Source organism: Pseudomonas sp. LBUM1660, assembly GCF_059695935.1.
In genome coordinates this window covers 2,296,369-2,317,660 of the sequence record NZ_CP166795.1, presented here as the reverse complement: position 1 = coordinate 2,317,660, position 21,292 = coordinate 2,296,369, and the positions used below count along the sequence as shown (strand labels likewise).

General features: G+C 56.0%; 26 protein-coding genes and 1 pseudogene. 16 read left to right on the top strand and 11 right to left on the bottom strand.

Features of this window, described 5'->3' with window-relative positions:
- Positions 1–112: 112 nt before the first annotated feature.
- From ACA068_RS10855 to ACA068_RS10815, 9 genes and pseudogenes are all read right to left on the bottom strand, one after another.
- Positions 113–400 carry an HNH endonuclease gene (locus ACA068_RS10855; RefSeq protein WP_497309691.1) on the bottom strand — a complete coding sequence of 96 codons (288 nt, stop codon included), beginning with the start codon at positions 398–400 and terminating at the stop codon, positions 113–115.
- Between the two features lie 77 nt (positions 401–477).
- The gene (locus tag ACA068_RS10850; RefSeq protein ID WP_497309690.1) at positions 478–795 is read right to left on the bottom strand and encodes a hypothetical protein; all 318 of its coding nucleotides are present in this window, start codon (positions 793–795) and stop codon (positions 478–480) included.
- The gene (locus tag ACA068_RS10845) at positions 795–1,166 is read right to left on the bottom strand and encodes a chemotaxis protein (RefSeq protein WP_497309688.1); all 372 of its coding nucleotides are present in this window, start codon (positions 1,164–1,166) and stop codon (positions 795–797) included. Before ACA068_RS10845 ends, ACA068_RS10850 begins: the two co-directional genes overlap by 1 nt.
- A gap of 205 nt (positions 1,167–1,371) precedes the next feature.
- Entirely contained in the window at positions 1,372–1,854 is a 483-nt protein-coding gene (locus ACA068_RS10840; RefSeq protein WP_497309686.1) for a hypothetical protein, read from the bottom strand.
- Between the two features lie 328 nt (positions 1,855–2,182).
- Positions 2,183–3,829: pseudogene (locus ACA068_RS10835) on the bottom strand (DUF5906 domain-containing protein); the annotation flags it as partial.
- A gap of 65 nt (positions 3,830–3,894) precedes the next feature.
- Complete coding sequence (locus ACA068_RS10830; protein ID WP_497309684.1) at positions 3,895–4,932, bottom strand: PriCT-2 domain-containing protein; 1,038 nt, start codon at positions 4,930–4,932, stop codon at positions 3,895–3,897.
- Positions 4,929–5,135 carry a TraR/DksA C4-type zinc finger protein gene (locus tag ACA068_RS10825; RefSeq protein WP_497309682.1) on the bottom strand — a complete coding sequence of 69 codons (207 nt, stop codon included), beginning with the start codon at positions 5,133–5,135 and terminating at the stop codon, positions 4,929–4,931. Before ACA068_RS10825 ends, ACA068_RS10830 begins: the two co-directional genes overlap by 4 nt.
- Positions 5,128–5,616, bottom strand: a complete 489-nt coding sequence (locus ACA068_RS10820; RefSeq protein ID WP_497309680.1) for a phage regulatory CII family protein — start codon at positions 5,614–5,616, stop codon at positions 5,128–5,130. Before ACA068_RS10820 ends, ACA068_RS10825 begins: the two co-directional genes overlap by 8 nt.
- 152 nt (positions 5,617–5,768) lie before the next feature.
- Positions 5,769–6,014: a YdaS family helix-turn-helix protein gene (locus ACA068_RS10815; protein ID WP_497309678.1), complete on the bottom strand. Its 246-nt coding sequence runs from the start codon at positions 6,012–6,014 to the stop codon at positions 5,769–5,771.
- 106 nt (positions 6,015–6,120) lie between these two features.
- Here ACA068_RS10815 and ACA068_RS10810 point away from each other — a divergent pair, with 106 nt between their 5' ends.
- The 11 genes from ACA068_RS10810 (at position 6,121) to ACA068_RS10760 (ending at position 13,488) form a co-directional block, all read left to right on the top strand.
- The gene (locus ACA068_RS10810) at positions 6,121–6,870 is read left to right on the top strand and encodes a S24 family peptidase (RefSeq protein WP_497310570.1); all 750 of its coding nucleotides are present in this window, start codon (positions 6,121–6,123) and stop codon (positions 6,868–6,870) included.
- A 325-nt stretch (positions 6,871–7,195) separates the two neighbouring features.
- The gene (locus ACA068_RS10805; RefSeq protein ID WP_497309677.1) at positions 7,196–7,765 is read left to right on the top strand and encodes a deoxynucleotide monophosphate kinase family protein; all 570 of its coding nucleotides are present in this window, start codon (positions 7,196–7,198) and stop codon (positions 7,763–7,765) included.
- A gap of 10 nt (positions 7,766–7,775) precedes the next feature.
- Positions 7,776–8,057, top strand: a complete 282-nt coding sequence (locus tag ACA068_RS10800; RefSeq protein WP_497309675.1) for a phage antirepressor KilAC domain-containing protein — start codon at positions 7,776–7,778, stop codon at positions 8,055–8,057.
- Positions 8,054–8,437, top strand: coding sequence for a hypothetical protein (locus ACA068_RS10795; protein WP_497309673.1), 384 nt, complete (start codon positions 8,054–8,056; stop codon positions 8,435–8,437). Before ACA068_RS10800 ends, ACA068_RS10795 begins: the two co-directional genes overlap by 4 nt.
- The gene (locus tag ACA068_RS10790; RefSeq protein WP_497309671.1) at positions 8,434–8,676 is read left to right on the top strand and encodes a pyocin activator PrtN family protein; all 243 of its coding nucleotides are present in this window, start codon (positions 8,434–8,436) and stop codon (positions 8,674–8,676) included. Before ACA068_RS10795 ends, ACA068_RS10790 begins: the two co-directional genes overlap by 4 nt.
- A 59-nt stretch (positions 8,677–8,735) precedes the next feature.
- The gene (locus tag ACA068_RS10785; protein ID WP_497309669.1) at positions 8,736–9,080 is read left to right on the top strand and encodes a YfdP family phage-associated protein; all 345 of its coding nucleotides are present in this window, start codon (positions 8,736–8,738) and stop codon (positions 9,078–9,080) included.
- A gap of 28 nt (positions 9,081–9,108) precedes the next feature.
- Complete coding sequence (locus ACA068_RS10780; protein ID WP_497309667.1) at positions 9,109–9,930, top strand: YfdQ family protein; 822 nt, start codon at positions 9,109–9,111, stop codon at positions 9,928–9,930.
- Between the two features lie 76 nt (positions 9,931–10,006).
- A complete protein-coding gene (locus ACA068_RS10775; RefSeq protein WP_497309665.1) occupies positions 10,007–10,432 on the top strand; it encodes a hypothetical protein in 426 nt (141 codons plus the stop codon).
- On the top strand, positions 10,429–10,974 hold the full coding sequence (locus ACA068_RS10770; RefSeq protein WP_497309663.1) for a phosphohydrolase: 546 nt from the start codon (positions 10,429–10,431) through the stop codon (positions 10,972–10,974). Before ACA068_RS10775 ends, ACA068_RS10770 begins: the two co-directional genes overlap by 4 nt.
- Positions 10,971–13,049 carry a DNA cytosine methyltransferase gene (locus ACA068_RS10765; protein WP_497309661.1) on the top strand — a complete coding sequence of 693 codons (2,079 nt, stop codon included), beginning with the start codon at positions 10,971–10,973 and terminating at the stop codon, positions 13,047–13,049. Before ACA068_RS10770 ends, ACA068_RS10765 begins: the two co-directional genes overlap by 4 nt.
- A 163-nt stretch (positions 13,050–13,212) precedes the next feature.
- Positions 13,213–13,488, top strand: coding sequence for a pyocin activator PrtN family protein (locus ACA068_RS10760; RefSeq protein ID WP_154501318.1), 276 nt, complete (start codon positions 13,213–13,215; stop codon positions 13,486–13,488).
- Here the strand turns inward: ACA068_RS10760 and ACA068_RS10755 are convergent.
- Positions 13,463–14,614 carry a tyrosine-type recombinase/integrase gene (locus tag ACA068_RS10755; RefSeq protein WP_497310569.1) on the bottom strand — a complete coding sequence of 384 codons (1,152 nt, stop codon included), beginning with the start codon at positions 14,612–14,614 and terminating at the stop codon, positions 13,463–13,465. The two genes, ACA068_RS10760 and ACA068_RS10755, sit on opposite strands and share 26 nt — an antisense overlap.
- A 103-nt stretch (positions 14,615–14,717) precedes the next feature.
- Here ACA068_RS10755 and dusA point away from each other — a divergent pair, with 103 nt between their 5' ends.
- Positions 14,718–15,728, top strand: coding sequence for a tRNA dihydrouridine(20/20a) synthase DusA (gene dusA / locus ACA068_RS10750; protein WP_497309659.1), 1,011 nt, complete (start codon positions 14,718–14,720; stop codon positions 15,726–15,728).
- Between the two features lie 53 nt (positions 15,729–15,781).
- On the opposite strand, the gene ACA068_RS10745 is transcribed toward dusA, so the two are convergent.
- Positions 15,782–16,612: an undecaprenyl-diphosphate phosphatase gene (locus tag ACA068_RS10745; RefSeq protein ID WP_497309657.1), complete on the bottom strand. Its 831-nt coding sequence runs from the start codon at positions 16,610–16,612 to the stop codon at positions 15,782–15,784.
- A gap of 500 nt (positions 16,613–17,112) precedes the next feature.
- Between ACA068_RS10745 and ACA068_RS10740 the strand changes: the two genes are divergently transcribed.
- The 4 genes from ACA068_RS10740 to ACA068_RS10725 all read left to right on the top strand — a co-directional run bounded on the left by ACA068_RS10740 (position 17,113) and on the right by ACA068_RS10725 (position 21,107).
- Positions 17,113–17,853: a winged helix-turn-helix domain-containing protein gene (locus tag ACA068_RS10740; protein ID WP_497309655.1), complete on the top strand. Its 741-nt coding sequence runs from the start codon at positions 17,113–17,115 to the stop codon at positions 17,851–17,853.
- Between the two features lie 28 nt (positions 17,854–17,881).
- Positions 17,882–18,631 (top strand): EAL domain-containing protein, encoded by a 750-nt coding sequence (locus ACA068_RS10735; RefSeq protein ID WP_497309653.1) that lies wholly within the window; start codon positions 17,882–17,884, stop codon positions 18,629–18,631.
- Between the two features lie 30 nt (positions 18,632–18,661).
- Positions 18,662–19,351: a winged helix-turn-helix domain-containing protein gene (locus ACA068_RS10730; RefSeq protein ID WP_497309651.1), complete on the top strand. Its 690-nt coding sequence runs from the start codon at positions 18,662–18,664 to the stop codon at positions 19,349–19,351.
- Positions 19,352–19,712: 361 nt separating this feature from the next.
- Complete coding sequence (locus tag ACA068_RS10725) at positions 19,713–21,107, top strand: undecaprenyl-phosphate glucose phosphotransferase (protein ID WP_497309649.1); 1,395 nt, start codon at positions 19,713–19,715, stop codon at positions 21,105–21,107.
- Positions 21,108–21,292 lie beyond the last annotated feature (185 nt).

Below are 21,292 nucleotides of genomic sequence, written 5' to 3'. Positions count from 1 at the left end.
GGTCAGCGAGAAAAAAGGTGCAGACTTTTTGCCCACCCCCCCCTAGGGGCGTTGACGTGCCGCACCATCTCGGTGCATAGAGGTCAGGGGGGCACAGCGCACCGCATGGGAGTCAGCCCTGAGTCCAGTGGTGGCCAGGGTCCAGCGGTATCCCCTGCTCGCTGCATCCGATCTCATGCCCGCGCTTCTCAACGCGCTGCTTGGTCGAGTCGTGATGCACCTTGCAGAGCGCCTGCCAGTTGCCTTGATCCCAGAACAACTTCTGAGCCCGAGCAATGGCAGCCTTGTTGCCTGATTTGATTGCGTCCTTCAGCCCGTGCCGGATCTTGTGGTCTACCACCCGAGAGGCAGCAATCAACCCCTGCTGCTGGCACATCACACACAGCGGGTGCTTCAGCAAGTAGGCGGCTCGCGCCTTCTCCCATCGACTGTCATAAACCCGAGGCTCATTCGCCGACGGCTTAGCACCAGGCCTGCTCATTGGCTAACCCGATCCACTGCCTCAATCGCTTTGTCAGCAGCTTGAGTTGCAGTGGTCGCAGCCTTCGACGCCTTGTCAGCAGCAGAGCCGGTCTTGCGGGTCAGCTCATCCAGCCGCATATCCCGCTCAGCCATCGCGGCGTCATAGGCGCGGCGGATCTCCTCGACCTGCTTGGCCTGCTTTTCAGCGAGCGCCCACGAACAGGCCTGGTAACCCAGCACCGCACCACCACCGACCAGAATGACTGCGATGGCCCAGACTTCAGTCCGGCGCCACCAGCGGCGAGCGATAAATTCCATTGCGCATCTGTCCATCAGTTGGCACCCCCAAGTTGCTGCCGCAGACGGGCAATCTCTTGGCTTTGCGACGTGACCTTGTCCGTGAGTTGGGAGACTTGGCTGGTCAGCGCATCAATGCGTCCTTCCATCCGGCCAACTGAGGCAGCGAGATCGTTACGCTCTTTAGCGAACTGATCAGCACGAGCCTCTGCCTCTTTTCGGGCGGTGCGTTCGGAGTCGAGCAATTCGTTCAATCGCCGGACAGTACCGATGTCGGCGTTGTCCATTGCCCGGTCCGCGGCGTCCTTCGACAGGAAGCGGCGAAGCCAGAGCAGCCCGCCAAAAATTACGGTGGCACTACCGCCCAGCCATGTGGCCGTGCCGGGGCCGAGGTCAGTAGGGTCCATCGCTACTCCATGAATAAAGTGATCTGCGAACGCAGAAACCCAGCGGGCCGAAAATAAAAACCCCGCCGAAGCGGGGTGTGGTGACCGGCTCAGGGAGGCCGGGTGAAGCTGCACAGCACGTGCGAGGTCAGCGCCAAGGCGCAAATTCCATATCGTGGAGACTTTTTACCCCCTCAGTACGGAACCGAAAAGGGGGCATTTTCGGTTATCCGACTTGACGCAACTTTGACGCAGCTTTGAGAAGACTTTGAGGCATTCCGCCCCGACCAGTGGCAAGCCACTTGCGTGCCCCAGCTCGATCAGTGAGCACCTGCAACAGTCTCTGATGCAGGCAGTGCACCTGGTCGTAGTAGGTCTGCTTGGCGCTGGATGCCATCCCTACCAGGTGCATCTGCATCAACCATGTCGGCGCCGGATCATCGCCATATCGCAACGCAGCCAGCCGCTGCAACATCACTCCCCGATCATCCTGCCGTGCGATCTCTGCCAGGGCCGCTGTGATCTCTTGGGCAACGCTATCAGGCCCTGCACCAGCACCGAGAATGATCCGTGACCCGGGTGTACAGCGTGGCGCACAACCACCCCATTCCATGATCGTTGCCATCGGACTGCCCATGCCGCCGCTCTCACCGTTCTTACGGCACTGCTCTCCCCAGTGGCTCAACAGCACTTCAATTTCTTCGATCATCACCAGCTCCCCCGAACAAACCGAACCCGACACAAAAAACCAACAACCCGACACAAACCTGACACACCTAAAAACCTTATAAAACAATGCCTTAAAACAACTGTGTCAGGTGTGTTAGGTGTGTTGGGTAGTTCTTCACGCATTAAAAAACAAAAAGAATGTTGTTTTGAGTTGGACTGTTGATGAGGTGCGTATGCCTGCGCACGCGTTAAACCTGACACACCTGACACGGACCGATCCAAAGCCAGTAACAGCGCGGCCTGTAGCTGTGTCAGGTTGCCGTGGCCAGCCTGAAACAGAGGAAACACACCTGACACACGATTGGTCGTCATGCCGCCGCACTCCCCTTGTCAGCAAACTTCACGTGATCCCAGCTATCCACACTCCAGCCGCCAGAACGAGCCTGATCTCTCCACTTGGCCACAGCCGTTCCGAGCGCGCCAGCGGTCATGGATGGGGCGGGGGAAGGCGCCGGGTCAATGCCAGACCAAGGAAAGAAGAAGGTGCCGAACGCCCGCCGCGCCCCCTCCATCCAAGGCACGCGCTGCACCTTGTCCACCTCAGTCGAAATGAACCCGCTGAATTTCGTGTGACTCAACGAGTGCTCTTTGTTCCGGTGGCACCATTCCAGGAAGAGCGCGTACAAATCACTACTCACGCAGATATCGAAAGGCGCACCGAGCAAGCCATGACGCCACTCACGGAGGAAGGTCTGCCAGCTGGCCATGCTCAGTTCCACCAGCCGCTGGCGGGCATCAGTATTGGGCGGACGTGTACGCTCATCGAAGTCGCCCAGCGGATAGCTGAGCAGGTAGTCGTAAAGTGCCTCTACTCCGCCATTCGCCAGTTCGTGCGCGACCTTCTTCTGAGCATTGGCAGGTAGCGTGCCCTTGGGCCACACCACCAACATGCGCCGGTCGTTCTCACCAATAGGCCAAGGCATGATCTCGTTCGAAAGGAACACAGCGTTCATGTGGTTGGCCTCCTCCCAACCGTTCACAAACTTCGACTCCATGCGGACCGTTTTGCCGGTGACCATGTGCTTGATCTTGCCAACCTGGTTGTATCGCTGGTCCCGGCTGACGACCTCTTCGAACACGCCGTAAAGCTTGTTCGACTGCCACACAGTCCAGTTCGACTCAAGCTGTGCCTGGCCGACAGTTGCGCCGCAGTCACCGTAGATCTGACCCATGATGTCGCTGAACAGCAAGCTTTTGCCGCTGCCTTCCATTGTCGAATGCAACAGCACGGCGGTATCCATCTTGGCACCGACGTTTTGCAGCGGGTATGCCAGCCACTTCGTCAACCAGTCAGTCGCAGCCTTGTCGCCGTTGCACAAGAACGGAATAAGCGACTTCAGCGCGCGACATTTCTCCAGATCGCTATCGGGCACCAAAGGCAAACCCTCGAAAGTGTTGATGTACACCTCGGGGTCTTTCGTCATGCACGGATCGAACACGATGTGTTCCATGTCCACCGTGCGACGATCCGGACTGTTCAACCACATCCCGTACGCATCACCCAGGGACATTTTCAGCGCGCCCTCGGGAATCCGCCGGCGCTTTTGGATATCCCACGAGTCCTTGGTGCCATCGATGTAAACGTAACGCTCAACAGGCGCCATCCCGTTGCCGCTGACCTGTTTGAACTTGGCCTCGGCCTTCGCCTTGTTGGCCAGGCGCTCAGCCATGTCATCGGCGATGACCTTCTTCACCGGCAACTCCAACCAGTCTTTGGCCAGCGGTTTGGTCACAAGCATTTCGAAAGCCGATTTCTTGATGATCACTCGCTTGAAGGTGTCGAAGATCGCTGTCTTACCCTCAACCAAAGCAAACCGGGTGAAGATCCGTTCAGCCGTCCACGGATTCCCCCCGCCCCCCTCTGGAGCAGCAGCGCCGTTTTCGGCGGGCTCTTCCAAAGATGGGGCATGGGGAAGATCGTTCAGTTGGGCAGATGCAGCAGACAGTGCCGCCGCGTCGAGCTGGGCACGAACAACATCAAGACCTTGCTCGATGTGCAAATCATTCCAATCCTTGGCCATCAGGCAGCCTCCCCAAAATAAGGAAACGCAGCGAAGCCACCAACCTCAACGGCAGCAGCTTCTGCTTTAGTTCGTCCGGGATTGCCAGGTGCGTCCGGATCATCGTCACCCGCAACAACAATTGCCGCCTCCGGATGAAGAGAACGAATGGACCTGACGACATTGACCAGGTTGCCCGAGTCAACGGCCATCGCTACCGGCCACCCACTTGCCATGTGCACACTGGCAGCAGTCGCGTAGCCCTCGGCAGCCGCAACGACAACCGGCGAATCAACAACGCCCAGCACATGAAAGCAGCCCGACTTGCGGCCGTATTTCGGAAACAGCTTGGTACCCTGCCCATTGATCGATTGAAGGCTCCAAAGCTTGCCCGCCAGATCCCGCAGCGGAATCGCAATGCTGCCGGGCTTAAACATCAGGAAGCTCAGTGATGCCGGACGTGGCTTAGGCAGGTTGTTGAAGAACTGCATGGCGTTGCTGCCGGACCACACCTGGCAGCGCTTGTTGTGGTCATCGATGGACAGAATCACGGTGGTATTGAAAAAGCCGATACCGAAGGCACCGACTTGTTTTCGTTCCAGATAAGCGCTCTGCCCCTCTGGCCGGCAGTGCTCGTTCCAGATCCGCTGACAGCTTTCCGCGACCAGTGAACGCATCTGCTCGAGTAACGCCTCATCAGCCTCGACTTCAGCCTGACGCTGTTTGCGCCGCGCCTCCGCCTCCGCCGCGAACCGCTTCTTTTCCTCGGCGGTCATTTCAGTTTTTTCAGGACGCCAGCCAGCATCGTGTGCCTGCTTGATCACAGTACCCATGCCGGTACCGCCCTTTTTGAATGACTTCCAGACGGACAAGGCCGCCTTACCGTCGTAGCTTTTACTGCTCTGGCTCCAGATATTCCAAGGGCCGTAACCGTCCTGGCCAAACTCAGCCTTCAAGCCCATACCAACCTCGACCCACGTATCTCGTGAGTCCGGCGATATGTATTGAAGAAGATGCGGCAGATCGGAAAGCTGTAGAGGGATTTTGTCGTCGCTCATCGCCGCGCCTCCCGCAACCCCTGACAGTGGACGCAGGTTTCGCAACCTTCAATCGTCTGCTGTCGAAGCAACGGGATAGGTTCTTCGCAGTCTTCGCAGAACTGCGCGCTGACGCGGCTCGTAGGCACACGACGATTGCGATGGATGGCAACGTCGAGCAGGTATTGCGCCTGATCATTGGCGCGATCGATATCGTCAGCCATCGTTGCGGTCCTCCATCGCCTGACGTGCACCGGCCATGATGCCGAGGACTTCCCGAATCACGTCCATGCCCTGCTTTTCAAGGTCAAGGACTTCGCGAAGCTCCCAGACGTTGTCGGCAGCGCCATCGTGCATCGCGGCAACGAACTCACCGGTCTCGCCGAGCAACTTGCCAACCGCTTTCAAGGCATCACGTGTCGCCGGTACCGGCACAGGGCGATACCAGACCGCCCCCGCCGGGCGCATCAGCGCGTCGAGCAGACGGGCATCGCCAGTCAGCCTGATCAGCTCTTCCAGCTCATCAGGATTCAGCCACCGGCGCTCTTCATCAAGCTTGAGTTTCTTCTGGAGGGTGTCGTTCTCCAACACCATGTCAAAGGCAAGGGCAGTGATTCCGCCCTTGTAGTCACGACCAGCGCGATAGATCGCCTGGCGCAAAGGAAGGACCGGACCAGCGTCCGGCAAAAGATCTGTGCGACTCATAACCGTAAATCCCCTGTTTACGGTGTAGCCATAGTTCAGGTCTGAACCTATCCTACAACCACGACCGATATGCATGTGCTGTGTGTCGTCGTAGCTGAGCTGGGGGATCTTTGGTGAGAGGCCCCAGCTCGGCACCCTAATTAAGCAACTTTCTACTTCTGAAGGTCTTGCGGTACACAGAAAACGTCCGGACGAAGTCGGAACCGAGAAACTCCGGTCATCAACTCGGCCCGCACCACAAGCTCTGCGGGCAAATATCCCCGCTTCAGCCAATATGAAACGATCTGCTGCGAAACCACACGTCCCGGGCTCGACATGGCCTGCGCAAAGGCAACCTGACCTTTGGCAGCCTCGACAGCTTCAAGGAGCGCCAAGCGCATCTCATTAGAGTGGTTCATGGTGGATCTCGCGCAGAAAGTACAAACAGAAATTACAGCTAAATTTGTATTTATGCAACAAATTAGCGTGTTGGATAGGATACAAAAACATTTGTATTATTCAGGGATGACTAAAGCCTCCAAAAATCCGTCGGCCGTAGCAGCGTTGTTTAAAGCTCGCCGAAAAAAACTCAAGCTCAGCCAGGTCGCACTCGCCGAAAAAGTGAGAGCTCTCTTGGGGCCCGAAGAAACGTTCAGCCAACAGACCTACGCTGCATTCGAGGCGGGAGACACCAAAAACACCCGCTTCTCTATCCAGATCGCCCAGGTACTCGGCATCTCAATTGATGAAGTTGCCGCCTTGACCGGCGAACGAAGAACATCAACCACCCCTGAGGCGGTCATGCTCGGCCCGATTGAAGTATGGGATGACGAGACACCACTAGATGACGATGAAATCGAGGTTCCATTGCTCAAAGAAGTGCAGCTTTCGGCGGGAAGTGGCAGAGCTGTAACGCACCACCAGGTAAGGTCCAAGCTGAGATTTGGCAAGCTAACTCTACGCAGACAAGGCGTCGAACCTGACAACGCAGTCTGCGTCACCGTCTCAGGCAACAGCATGGAGCCCGTACTTCCAAACGGCAGCACCGTCGGCGTTGACCAGGGGAAAAAGGAATTTAAGGACGGGGACATTTACGCGCTCAGCCACAATGACGAGCTCCGCATAAAGATGCTCTATCGCTTGCCGCTCGGCGGAATCAGGATGCGAAGCTTCAACAGAGACGAGTACCCCGACGAGGAGTACACGCCGGAAAGAATTCACTCGGAGTCGATAGTCATCATCGGCCGAGTGTTTTGGTACTCCGTTCTACGCTGAAAACGAACAAATCAAAGCCCGCTTATAGCGGGTTTTTTTTCACCCAAAAACCAAATACAATTTTGCCTGTTGACCTAAATACAAATTAAATTGTAGTCTTGCTCTCGTACCCCTCTCACCAAAGAGTACGAGCCATGCAAACCACACAGCACAGCAACACCCGCTGCCCGGTCTACTTGCACCCAGCAGCCGCTACCAGCCTCGCAGCCGTTATTGCCATTCAGCAGAACACCGGCCTACTGGTCATCACTAACACGCGCGCCAAGCCCCGCAGTGCCCAGCTCATCGGCACCACTGAAACCTCTCCATGGGGAGGTGACGCAGCATGAGGCAACTCTTAATCGGCCTTGCCGGCCTTGCTCGCACAGGCAAAACCACTGCGGCCAGCCACCTCGTGAGCGTTCACGGCTTTCAGTCTTACGCCTTTGCGGATCCGTTGCGCGAGGGCCTGATGAACATCTTCAACCTGAGCCCCTGCGACTTCGACGACGACCGCAAAGAACAGCCCATTGGCTGGCTCGGACGCTCCCCTCGCGAACTGATGCAGTCATTGGGCACTGAGTGGGGCCGCAACCTGGTGCATTCAGAGCTTTGGTTACTGCTAGCCGAACAGAACCTCGAATTCCTAGGGCAGACCAACGACACCGCTACCGGTTTCGTGATCAGCGACCTGAGATTCGAGAACGAAGCTGACTTTGTTCGCAAGCGCGGCGGCATCGTGATCCACGTCCTTCGCCCGGACGCTACGAAGGTAAATCCACACGCCAGCGAATCAGGCATTGCCATTCAGGACAACGACCTCGTGCTGCACAACGACGGCGCCCTTGACGACCTCATTGGTCAGATGGACGAGTTCTTCACCGCCTTGACCGCACGCGTCGACGACGCAGCCTGAGGACAGCGCCATGAACCGCACCCTGGACGAAACCGCCGCAGTACTCGGTCTCAAACCCCGCAAATTTCGCAGCCACCTTCGCGAGCTCCGTGTTTTGACCCAAAGCGGCGAGCTCGCCAGTCAGCACCGCGATCGTGGCCACCTGTTCTCAGATCCACGCAGCCGCTGGAACGACAACATCAAAGGCTACAGCCACTACGCAGTAGTGATGGTGACTGAGCGCGGCGTCGAGTGGCTGGCAAAACAGCTCGGCATCGGCATCAAGGCACAGAACAAGGATGCTGCAGCATGAAAACAAACTACTTCAACGCATATACCCAGGCCCTCGGCGCCCTACGGTTGATCCCGATTTATCTGGACAGCCCGGGTGTGGTCAGTCGAGCCACGCTCATCGGCGCCGCCAGCGAAGCCATTGACCTGCTGGGCAACATTCCCTGCCGCACTCTGGAACTGGCCGAAGTCTTTCGCTGCGTCAACGGCGTGATTCTTGAAGGGCAAGTGGCCTACGTCACCCCAACCAACTCACCGGAATACCCATTCGGCGCCGTAGTCGCTGACGGAAACGGCCGGATCTGCGCTGCTGCCATGGGCAAAAGCAAAGAAGGCCTCGCCGAAATGATCCGCCTGAAGTTGGTGCCCCGATCGGAGGGGCACGGGGAGGAAGCCGCGTGAGCAACACACTTGACCTATTGCGCCGCCAGTTCGCCACACCCTGCCCGACGCTGTCGGCGGTACGCGAACAGTATTTCCCGCACATCCGGACCGACCGCTATCTGCTGACGGAAATCAAGGCCGGGCGCATCGCGCTGGTGGTAAAGCGCCTGCATGGGTCCGCACGCGCACAACGCGTGGTGTACCTGCACGACCTGGCCGACTTCCTCGACGCCCAAGCAACCAAGGAAGCAGCCTGACTCACCGGTGACCCCTGCCGACCAGGGGCAAACAACTCGCATTCAATGAGGCACAGCACATGAGCAAAGCACGCCCCTTCATCGACACGCTACGAGACATCGAGGCCGGCGGCCTACTCGATGAATTGAGCGAGGCCCAGTACAGCCTGATCGATGCCATTCGCCTGTCCGGCAAAGCCGGCAAGCTGGTGATCGAACTGAACTACAAGCCCGACGGGCGCGGCCAGATGAACATCAAGGCTGACGTCAAAGTGAAGGAACCGGTTCTGTCCCGCGGTACTTCCCTGTTCTTCCTGACCCCCGAGGGCAACCTCACCCGCCGCGACCCACGGCAGCAAGACTTGCAGCTTCGCCCTGTGATTGAAGAGGAAGGCCCTGCAAGCCTTCGCAACGTTTCGCAGTAAAGCCTCTCACCAAAATGGAGCACATCCAATGCAGCAAGCAATTCAACATCTCGTGACCCTAGCCCAAGCCCTGGGCAAACCGATTGACCATGACGATCTGGCCGCACCATTCGCCCTGATTCCCGACGGCGTTGACATTAAGTCTCTGGAACATCTGCAACACGCACCAACGCGTGTCCGCCAGAAAATCACCGTGCTTGATGCCGACAGCTTCATTGCCTACGTCAACCGATTTGCTACTGCGGCAACTGCGGTCTTCTGCAACGGGCCCGAAGGCCGCACATTCTCGGCGGTGATCGACTACCACCAACCCGATTTGCCAGCCTGGAGCGATCACACCGCAACCTATTGCTGCCCCATCACTGTCGAGTGGGGCCGCTGGAAAGCCGGCGATCGCAAGCGCATGGACCAGGCCACATTCGCCGAGTTTGTTGAAGAGAATGTGAAAGACATCGTCGTACCGGACGACACACCAACAGCGCCAAGCGCCGCCGACATGCTGGAGATCAGCAGAACACTGGAAGCGAAGAAGAACATTTCATTCCGCCAAGGCACTCGACTGGACAACGGCCAGGTCCAGTTGACCTACAACGAAGAAATCGACGGCCGTGCCGGCGAGACCGGACAGCTCAACATTCCCGAACAGTTTTTCATCGGCGTGAAACCTTTCCTCGGCGGTGACGCCTTCTGCGTCCCCGCGCGCTTTCGCTATCGAATTGTCGATAGCCGCCTGCAAATGTGGTTCGAGCTGGTACGACCAGAAAAAGTACTGGAAGAGGCCTATAACGCGGTCCGCACAAAGATCAAAGGCGCGATCAACGACGTACCACTGTACGAAGCAACCCGGTAACTAACCCCGAAGCTATACCCCGCTGCCGTCCTCTCACCAAAGATCCGGCGGCGGGCTCTACTGAGGTACACAGCACATGCAAAATGAAACTAGCATCATCCTCTTCGGCCTTCTGGTCGGCTGGCTGCTGACATCCTTCTACTTTTTCAAAGCAACGAAGCGGGTCAATCGCCGTAGCAGCGACGATCTCAAGCAGTATCAAGCTGATCTGTACGATGCCAAGCAGCGCTACCTTGCACTGTATCGGCAGACCTTGTCGTTCGGTACCTTCCTTACCCGAGAGGACGCGCACGTACTGCTCAACACGGCGGACAGCCTGCGTCTCGCCCAAGAAACATGGAAGGCATTCCCTGGCACCGAATTAGTAAACGCGAAAGCATATGCCCAGCAGATCCAGATCAAAAAACTTGCAGACCGAGCGCTATCGACGCTTTCGGTTGCGGATAAGTTGAGGACCGATTTCAACCGCAAGGAACTGAGTCTCGGGCGAGGTGCAGCATGACTTGGATTCTGACCCACAGCGGTCGACAGTTCGATCTGCTCGCTCCCACAGCAGCCATGATCAGCCCGCACGACATAGCCCACGCACTTGCCAACCTTTGCAGATTCAACGGCCACACGCGCGAACACTACAGCGTTGCCCAGCACAGCCTAATCGTGTGTGACCTGGTACCGAAGAAGGACCAGCTCGCGGCGCTGATTCACGACGCAGCCGAGGCATACCTCGGCGACATGACCAGCCCGCTCAAAGCGCTAATGCCCGAGTACCGCGAGGCTGAGCAACGGGTCTGGCTCGCCATCTGCGAACGCTTCAACATCCCCCAAGCCCTGCCAGAAAGCGTTATGCGAGCCGACATTGTGGCCCTTGCTACCGAACGCCGTGACTTGATGCCGCAACACTTCGGCGAATGGCAATGCCTCAAGGGCATCCCGGTAATGCCTGAGCGTATCACTCCGATATCCGCCCAAGTGGCGAGCATGAAGTTCTTCAGCCGCCTGATGGAGCTGATGCAGTGTGACCACCGCCGGAGGATGAGTGCATGACCGCATTCAAAAAGCACCCCTTCGACTTCAAAACTCAATATGGTTTGGGCTTCAACGCTCAGGATGAAGAGATCGTTGTCGACTTCTTCTGCGGTGGTGGCGGCGCCGGTACCGGGCTGGAAATGGGATTGGGCCGCGCGGTGAATGTCGCGAAGAACCACAGCCCTCAGGCAATCAGCATGCACACCGTCAATCACCCGGGCGCCGTGCACTACACCACCGACGTGTTCGACGGTGATCCGGATACCGAGTGCGGCGGCAAGGCCGTTGGTTGGTTCCACATGTCACCGGACTGCACACACCACAGCCAGGCAGCTGGCGGCCAGCCGCGCAAGCGCGAAATTCGCAACCTGTCGTGGATAGGTCTGAAGTGGGCCGGCAAGAAAAAGCCCCGCGTCATCAGCCTGGAAAACGTGAAACAGATCCTCCAGTGGGGCCCGCTGATCGCCAAGCGTTGCAAGTCGACCGGGCGGGTTATCACCTTGGACCTGGTACCGCACCCGACCAAACCCAAAAGCATGATTAACCGCATTGCCGAGCCGGGCGAAGTCGTTCCGGTTCACCAGCAGTTTCTGGTGCCTGACCCGAAGCGGCGCGGCCAGACCTGGGCAACCTTTGTCGCCGAGCTGCAGCACCTGGGCTATGTCGTCGAATGGCGTGTCCTTAAGGCCTGCGACTTCGGCGCACCGACCAGCCGCGAACGCCTCTTCATGATTGCCCGCTGTGACGGTGAGCCGATTTTCTGGCCCGCGCCGACACACGCCAAGCACCCGGTAAAGGGCCAACAGAAGTGGCGCACCGCTGCTGAGTGCATCGATTGGACTGTGCCGACCAAAAGCATTTTCGGACGGCCAAAACCACTGGCCGACGCCACGCTGCGCCGAATCGCCAAGGGCATGAAGAAGTTCGTCATCGATGCAGCCGATCCGTTTATCGTGCCGATCGCCAACTGGTCCGGTGAAAGTGTTCAGTCAGCGCACGACCCGCTGCGCACTGTCACCTCTTGGCCGCGCGGTGGTTCGTTCGCCATGGCCAGCCCAATCATCGCGCCAGCCACGCACCAGGGTAGTGACCGGATCAACGACCCGCACGCCCCACTGCCGACGGTGACCTGCGCCAACCGCGGCGAACTGACGCTGATCAGCCCGGTGCTGGTCGGTGCCGGTGGACCTGAATACTCAGGCAATCCGGCCGCCGTCGATCAGCCGGCCGGGACCCTGATGCCCCAGAACCATCGCGCGATCGCCGCGGCGCACCTGGTGAAGTTCCGGTTTGCTGATGAGGGCAAGGCTCTCAACGAGCCGCTGCCTACCATCACCAGCGGTGGAAACTACCAGCGCCCGGCCGGCGCCGCTCATGCAATGGGTATCTCGACGGTGTTCATGGCCCAGATGAATGGCGGCTTCAACACTACCGCCGCCAAGAGCATCGAAGACCCAATGACCACGGTGACCAATACCGGCAGCCAGCAGCAACTGGTGACCGCCAACCTGGTGCACCTGCGTGGCAACTGCGATGCGCGGGACACTGCCGATCCGCTGCACACCATCAGCGCCGGCGGCACCCACCACGGACTGGTCACCGCGTTCATGGAGCGTCAGTTCGGTGCCAGCGTAGGCCAGGCGGTGGATGAGCCAGCACCAACTATCACGGCAGGCGGTGGCGGAAAGAGCTCGTTGGTTGAGTTCCAGCTTTCTCCGGAGGTTGAAGCCGGTGCACTCCGGGTCGCGGCATTCCTCATCAGCTACTACGGTACCGAGAACGTGAGCGGCGCCGGCGAGCCAGCACCGACCATCACTACCAAGGACCGACTGGGCCTGGTCACGGTGACCATCAAGGGCACGCCATACGTGATCGTCGACATCTGCCTGCGGATGCTGCAACCGGCCGAACTGTACAAAGCTCAGGGTTTCCCCGCCGACTACATCATCAGCCACGGCGCCGACGGCAAGCCGTTCACCAAAACCCAGCAGGTCCACATGTGTGGCAACAGCGTCAGCCCACCGCCGATGGCAGCGCTTGCCCGGGCAAATGATCCATGGCGACAAGCACAAGTACTTAAGGAGGCCGCATGACAGCCCTTCGCCGAACGGTCCGAATCCGCCAAGGGCAAATGCCGCCCCTCGATCTGCAAACCATCTGCGACAAATGCGACAAGTCGCGGGCACACGGTAACCACGAACAATGCAGCAAGCTGCGCCAAGCCGAAGGCATAGCGCTCCGTGCAGGAGTCACCCAATGAATACAGCCTTCATACTGATGGCGCAGTACAACGGTCGCGCAATCATCCCACTGGACCAGGTGTGCAAGGACTACTTCACACACCTGACCACCGAAATGTTCCAACGCAAGGTGTTGGCGGGGCAGATCAAAATCCCGATCACCCGCCTGGAACCCAGCCAGAAAAGTGCAAAGGGTATTCACATCACTGACCTTGCCGCCTATCTCGACTTACAACGGGAAGCGGCAGTCAAGGAATGCAACCAGCTCAATGGCTTAAAACGCGCCTCTTAAGCCATTTCAATGAAGCGGCGCCTAGTTGCACAGGCGCCTTCAATATCTTGTCATGCCACTCCCATCCCGAGTATTGATCTCCCCTGCCACGCAGATGGGTATAGCGCCTCAACGAGTTCCAATCCCGGTGACCTGAAACGCTGGCCACACGCGGAATATCCCAGTCCATTTCAAACAAACGACTAACACCGTCGTGCCTCAGATCGTGAAAGTGCAGATCATTAATATCGGATAACTTGCAGGCCTTCGCCCACGAAGTAGAAATAGACTCCGGGCTATAAGGGAAAATATCGTCACCGGCTTTGGGCATTGTTTGAAGAATCTTCCACGCCTCATCCGGCAAATAACACCACACGTCGTTGCCGATCTTTTGCCCAGGATTTTTCATATCCCGAACCATCACCCGCTGACCAGCCTCATCAACATCAGTCCAGCGAATGCGCGTAATCTCATCAAGGCGCCGAGTGGAAAAGATCGCGAAGCCCACCACCTTGAGCATATTGATGGCGCTGCGCCGGCGCGCCTGCATTTCTTCGTAGTAACCAAGGATCTTGTTTAACTCGTCCAACGACGGGCGACGATCCCTCTCCCGGCTTTTCATGTTGTAGCCGAGCTTGCGCAGCACTTTCCGTGCATCACCCATCGCATGCGGGTCAACTTGATACCCCCAAGCCGGACGAGCAATTGATAACACTGCGCCGAGGTGGGCCAGATCGTTGCCCGCAGTTTGAGGCTGCACCCCGCCACCTGCTTTACTCATGCGCCAAAGCGCGTAGTCCACCAGTTGCTGACTATTCAATTCGGAATCGAGCAACTTGCCGAAGTCTGTTTCCGAAATGGCATTCAACGTGGCGCGCTTAGTTTTCCCAAGCGGCCGCGCCTTCTCCATTTCGTCCAGGTAGCGAGCGATCATGTCACTGACCGTGACGCCTGCTCGGTTCGCCCGCTCGATCGCACCAGGCTCATCTAGCTCCGCACCGCGCTTTCGCGCCCAGGCCTGAGCCGCCTGTTTTCGGGCGAAGGTCTGGCTCTCTTGGTAGACTTGCACTCCGTCGCGCTTGATGCGGATCTGAGCGGTGTAGCTCACAGTCCCATCCGCCAGTTTTCTTGCCCTGATAGTCGCCATATTGAAAGTGGTACGCGTCAGTTTTGAAGTGGTACATCGTACCACCGACATACGAAAAACGCCCGAAAACACCCTAAAACACGCTGAAAATACGTAGACCGAAATGCAGCCAAACACGCACTCCAGACCAGTAAACATAAGCCCTGCGCTATCTCGACGGTTCAGTGTTGCACCTATGATGGATTGGACTGACCGCCACTGCCGTTTTTTCCTACGTCTATTATCGAAAAACGCCCTCCTCTACACCGAAATGGTCACCACCGGCGCACTCCTCAACGGTGATCACGAACGCTTCCTCCGTCACAACGAAGCCGAACACCCGCTGGCCCTGCAACTCGGCGGCAGCGTCCCTCTCGACTTGGCCGCCTGCGCCCGCATGGCCCAGGACCACGGTTACGACGAGGTGAATCTGAATGTCGGCTGTCCGAGTGATCGGGTGCAGAACAATATGATCGGCGCGTGCCTGATGGGGCATCCGCAGTTGGTGGCGGATTGTGTGAAGGCGATGCGCGATGCGGTGTCGATTCCGGTGACGGTGAAACATCGGATCGGGATTAATGGGCGGGACAGTTACGAGGAGTTGGTTGATTTCGTCGGGACGGTTCGGGATGCCGGGTGCACGAGTTTTACGGTGCATGCGCGTATTGCGATTCTGGAGGGGTTGTCGCCGAAAGAGAACCGTGACATTCCGCCCCTGCGTTATGACGTGGCGGCGCGGTTGAAGGCGGATTTTCCAGAGCTGGAGATTGTTCTTAACGGCGGGATCAAGACGCTGGAGGCCTGTCACGCGCATTTGCAGACGTTTGACGGTGTGATGTTGGGCCGCGAGGCGTATCACAATCCTTATGTGATGGCCGAGGTGGATCAGCAATTGTTCGGCAGTACGGCGCCGGTGATTAGCCGGGCGGAGGCACTGGCGCAGTTGCGGCCTTATATTGCGGCGCATATTGATGCGGGCGGTTCGATGCACCATATCACCCGGCATGTGTTGGGGCTGGGCACCGGTTTTCCGGGGGCACGCAAGTTTCGGCAGTTGTTGTCGGTGGATATCCACAAGGCTAAAGAGCCTTTGGCGTTGCTGGATCAGGCAGCTGAGTTGCTTGAAGGGCGTTGATCCGTTTTATCTTTTAAATACCAGGCTGGTGGGTCCGCAGCCTGGTTCAAGTGTCAGAGCGCTGCTTCAGTCCAGTTAACCCAACCGAATGCCCATGTGGCCAGGATCACCAGACCGAATGCAATTCGGTACCAGGCGAACGCGGCGTAGCTGTGGCTGGCGATAAACTTGAGCAAGCCGCGCACGGCGATCATGGCGAAGAAGAACGCGGTGACGAAGCCCAAGGCGAAGACTGGCAGGTCGCCGGCCTGGAACAGATCCCTATACTTGTAGCCTGAGTAGACGGCGGCACCGACCATGGTTGGCATGGCCAGGAAGAACGAGAACTCGGTGGCCGCCTTGCGCGACAGTCCGAATAGCAACCCACCGATAATGGTCGATCCAGAGCGTGAGGTGCCCGGTATCATCGCCAGGCATTGAGCGAAACCGACCTTTAACGCGTCGGTCCAGCGCATGTCGTCAACATGGTCGACATACACCACATGTTCGCGCCGCTCAGCCCACAACATAATGATGCCGCCCACTACCAATGCCACCGCCACGGTGATTGGATTAAACAGATACTCGTGGATCTTATCGGCGAACAATACACCCAGGACAACGGCAGGCATAAAGCCGATCAATAAGTTCAAGGTAAACCGTTGCGCATTGCGTTGGGTTGGCAAGCCTGTGACGATCTCGAGAATCTTGCGCCGAAACTCCCAGACCACGGCCAGGATGGCCCCCAGCTGAATGATGATATTGAAGGCCATCGCACGCTCACCGCCGAAGCCGAGCAGGTCCGCAACAATGATTTGGTGCCCTGTACTTGATATGGGTAAAAACTCTGTCAGTCCTTCCACCATGCCTAAAATCAATATCGTTACGGTAGTCCAAAAATCCATTAATCCCCCTCATCCACAAAAGCAAATCTGCTGACGAACTCACGGTTTTATCGCCAACGAGTCAGTAAAACGCATTCAGCCCTGGATTTAAACTCAACGTTAACAAATGTCATAACCTCCCCCCATGAGCCAGGACGTTATATAACAAGAAATATCAGTTAGTTCGAAACTAAAGACATACTCAAACTAGCACTTAAAGCAGCCTAATTCTGGCAACTCATACGCTCCCCATAAAAAATCCAACTACGGCGGCTTCAGCCACCCACCCAGGCTTATTGAACTGGAAAAGCGGGACATTGCGCGAAAAGATGGCACAATGATGCCCCTTTGCCACCGTGCATGCCAAGCATCCCGAGCACAAAGGATCTCGCCAGATTGGCCAACAATGTTAAAAAAATTGTGACGTCTGCTTGAAAACCCGGGAAATGTTACCAATTGTCAGTCACAAATGAGAATTGGTGCATTAACATCCAAATGTCAGCACCCAGCCGAGTCAAAGCATGATGCTTACAGGGAAATTAACGAATACCAGCCACAGCCACACAAAGGAGGTGACGGGCATTCTCACCATTGGGCGGACCCATAGTTTAGCTGAGGGTTTCAGGACATTAGTTGCAAACTATGTAGCGCATGATATACCCGTTGACACTACGTGTTACAACAACTTGTATAGAAAGAACAAGGACTCCCATTCATACCGTGCAGTATTCATTGTCATTGACAGCCCTCGGGTGTTTGATGAAAGCATCGCCTTGGTGGAAAATATGCGTGCCGACAACCAGGCCCTTATTATCTTTGTAGCCATCACCGGCAAAGGCACCTACAACAAGATGAAATACTATCTTGCCGGCGCCGACCACTGCATTAAATTCAGTACGTTTCCTGAAGATAACCCGGACGTACTTTCCGAGTTTTTTAATAGCGCAGAATGGCACAAGCAGCACAATCTGCTCTTGGACCCGATGCGTATGTGCCTGATTGGAGACTATAAAAAGCTGGATGTATCGTTTCCGGAAATGAAAATTCTTGAAGCATTTTCCGAAACAAGAAACCAAATATTGAGCCATGATGAAATCGCCAGAATCATGGGTCTGAATATAACTTTTTATGACCCAAGAGCTTTGGAAAAATCTATCAGCCGCCTTCGCGGCAAGATAAAAGGCATGTATGGCACCAACGCCATTCAAAGTATTCGTGGGCATGGATATCGTCTTGTCAGGGGTCTGATCTCGACCGCCTGATAATTAATATGCAGGGAGTTATCGCATTATGAGCGCAACGATGAGCGCGTCACACATCTATCGTGCGAGTCATTATCTGTCTCGACAATTGATCCTAACTCGTGACGACTGCCCATTTGGCAGCGAAATCAGAATTCAGTTTGACGACAGTCAGGCTCATGCATCCTTTGCTGCACCGCAAGAGATGAACGGCATTTACAGTCAAGTGCTCATGCAGACCCGGCTGATTGCCTTTTCGCTAAAAGATCAAAATATATCCATTAAAAACAAATACTTAAGTCGCAGATTTGTTTGCGTTGGACAATCAGACCTCACCGATTCCGCACTGACGGAAGAATTGATACAGTCCAGCGAAGCCCTGCGCAATTTTGGCCAGACACTGGTTATCGCTTTCAATGAACTACCCCTTTCGGCAGTCAGCTTCATTGATAAAAAGAAAATCCTCAACAACGTATATCTGCTGAAGGATCACGGCGTAGAAATCGCGTTCGATGGCTATAACTTCGAAGATGAAAGTATCGAAATATTTACAACCCTGAATATTTTCGACTATATAAAGATCCCCCTTTCAGCCCTAGACTTGAGCCTTAAACTGACAGGCAACCCCGATTTATTCAACCGACTCCACGACCGCATGACCATGCTGACTCACACCACCAAAGTCGCCTTTATAGCCGACCGAGTAGAGCATGCTGCTAGCCATTTACTGGCACGCGCACTGCCATTTGATTACTTTCAAGGGAGCCATTACTCCCCTGCCGACAACCTATTAAACTAAAAACCGAGTGTGCCCCTTCAGGAGAGAGACATGGAAAGCAGTACACCCCTCCCCAGAAAATATTTTGTCGTCGTTACTCATAGTCCGGCATTACAACTTGAGCTTGAAGCATTACTATCGAGCGCGCGCTATAACTCATTCGGTACGCCACAGGCAAAGATGTTTGTCGAAGGTGTTGCCCTACCCTCTTCCGCCCCCAAACTCATGGAGTTTATTTCCCCTCACCTGGACAGGATTGTCCCTCCTGTTATCAGGAATGATACACAGCGCATACTCTCGACATTCGAATCCGAGTGGCGAGCGGCCCAGTCCGATACACGGTGCAATAATATTTCCTCACTGGCAGATGAAGATCGGGATGACACCAGGGATTCACTCTCCAACGTGACGGCGAGACCACACTATCCTTATTCCGAAGCCTGGCGACTGAGCAATGCCAATGGCGCTTTGATTAAAGATGATGTCGAGATTGTATTGACTGGTCTTGAAGCCACACTGGTAAAAAAGATGCTGCACCATGATGACCGGGTAGTCAGCAAAGATGACCTTATTCGGAGCATTGGCAGAGAACCCGAACATTATCGAGGCCTGGAAATGTGCCTGAGCCGGCTACAGGAAAAGTTTAAAAATGCCAGTAATGGCGAACGTCTTTTCCGAGCAGTCAGAAATCGTGGTTATTGCCTGATTCAAAAAATCATACGGGGGAAAAGTCTCACCTGAGTTAATGAAATGCCACCAATGGTAGTGCATACAAAAACAACAAAAGCACCCCACCATTTCACCCTCCAGCGCGTCCCGTGCCCTCAGACAAATCCCGCCCTCCTCACCCTTGAATCCACTTAAATTATCGACCTTTTCTAACACCTCGCCATCTCAACATAATCGCCAGATAAACAAACCACTCGTTAAAAGTCGTCAGACAGCTTTCTGCCCAATAAATTAATCTATTCACTGACGAGCGCGCCGCACAGTGGCGTTTCGACCGTCAATGTTTTGCCCTCTTATAAAAATAATAATGTTTGTTACATCAACTTGGCTCTTGTCTGTCGACACGCGAATGGACGTATTTTGGGGATATCGCATGGTTAACAATCTTCGTATCAATCGAAATACCCACCTCAAAGGATTGACCTTCTGGGGACAATGGGCACTGGGTCAGGGCTTTGTTGTGGCCCTGTTGTTTCTATTGGTTTATTACCAGACCGGAACGGTAGAGTTCTATTATCGGGTGTGCGCAATTCTTGCGGTACTTGCCTCGGTGCCCGCCTATACATGGTGTGGCGTCTATGCGAAGAAAGATAACTACCTTGAGGGATTGGGACGTTTGTTGATGGGCTGGACAATGACCCTGGCGGCATTGGCCTGTGTGGCGTTCATCTGCAAGGCCGATGAACTGTTCTCCCGTCAACTGATCCTGGTATGGGCAGCCTGCGGTTACCTCGGGCAGGCACTGTTGTACGTTCCGCTGCACGGTTTCTCGCAATACTATCAACGCTCACTTCAAAGCGAGCATATAACCCTGATCGTCGGTACGGGTGAGTTGGCGCTGGGACTCGCCAGGAAGCTGCGTAGCCTGGAACACTTCCCGCTGGTGGGGTTGGTCAGCACCGACACCACGCTCCCGCTGGCGATGGGGTCACCGCCAATCGTAGGCCCGCAGGAGCAGTTGCTGGAGTTGATCAAGGCCCATGACATCCGACGTTTGTACATCACGCTGCCCCTGAGTGAAGCGGCAAAAATCGAAGCCATGTATGTCGATTTGCTGGGGGCCAACGTCGATGTGGTCTGGGTGCCGGATTTGAACAGCCTGACGCTGCTCAATCACTCGGTAAGGGTCGTGGACGGCTTGCCGGCGATCTACTTGAATGAAAGCCCGTTGACCAGCCAGCCAACCGCCGCGCTGAGTAAAAGCTTGCTGGAAAAGAGCGTGGCGCTATTGGCCATTGTTCTTCTAAGCCCGCTGCTGTTACTGATTGCCCTGGCCGTTAAACTCAACTCCCCAGGCCCGGTGTTCTTCAAGCAGGACCGCCACGGCTGGAATGGCAAGGTGATCCAGGTCTGGAAGTTTCGCTCGATGCGCGTGCACGATGATCTAGAGGTCAAGCAGGCCAGCCGTAACGATTCACGAATCACTCCGGTTGGACGCTTTATCCGTCGCACTTCTCTGGATGAGCTACCGCAGCTGATCAATGTGCTGCAAGGCCATATGGCCCTGGTCGGACCACGTCCCCACGCCGTTGCACACAACGATTACTACTCCGGGAAGATTCTCGCCTACATGGCTCGCCACCGAATCAAACCGGGGATTACCGGGCTGGCTCAAATCAACGGTTGCCGTGGCGAGACCGACACCATCGACAAGATGCAAAAGCGTGTGGAGATCGATCTCAAGTACATCAATAACTGGTCGTTGTGGCTGGACCTGAAGATTCTGGTAAAGACTCCCTTCACGTTGCTGTCAAAAGACATCTATTGATCGTTTGAATGCCAGGCACCGCAAAATGACAAGGGGACGCAAGTCCCCTTTTTCATGGGCGTCTATTGGGCGCTGAGTCGCACTCACGGCCCTGCCACACCAGGCCCCCTGATACGCGGCAACACCTGTTCAAGCCGGGAGCTGAGTCAGCCCCCGGCTTATTGTTGCAAGTGTGTCGGTTTAAC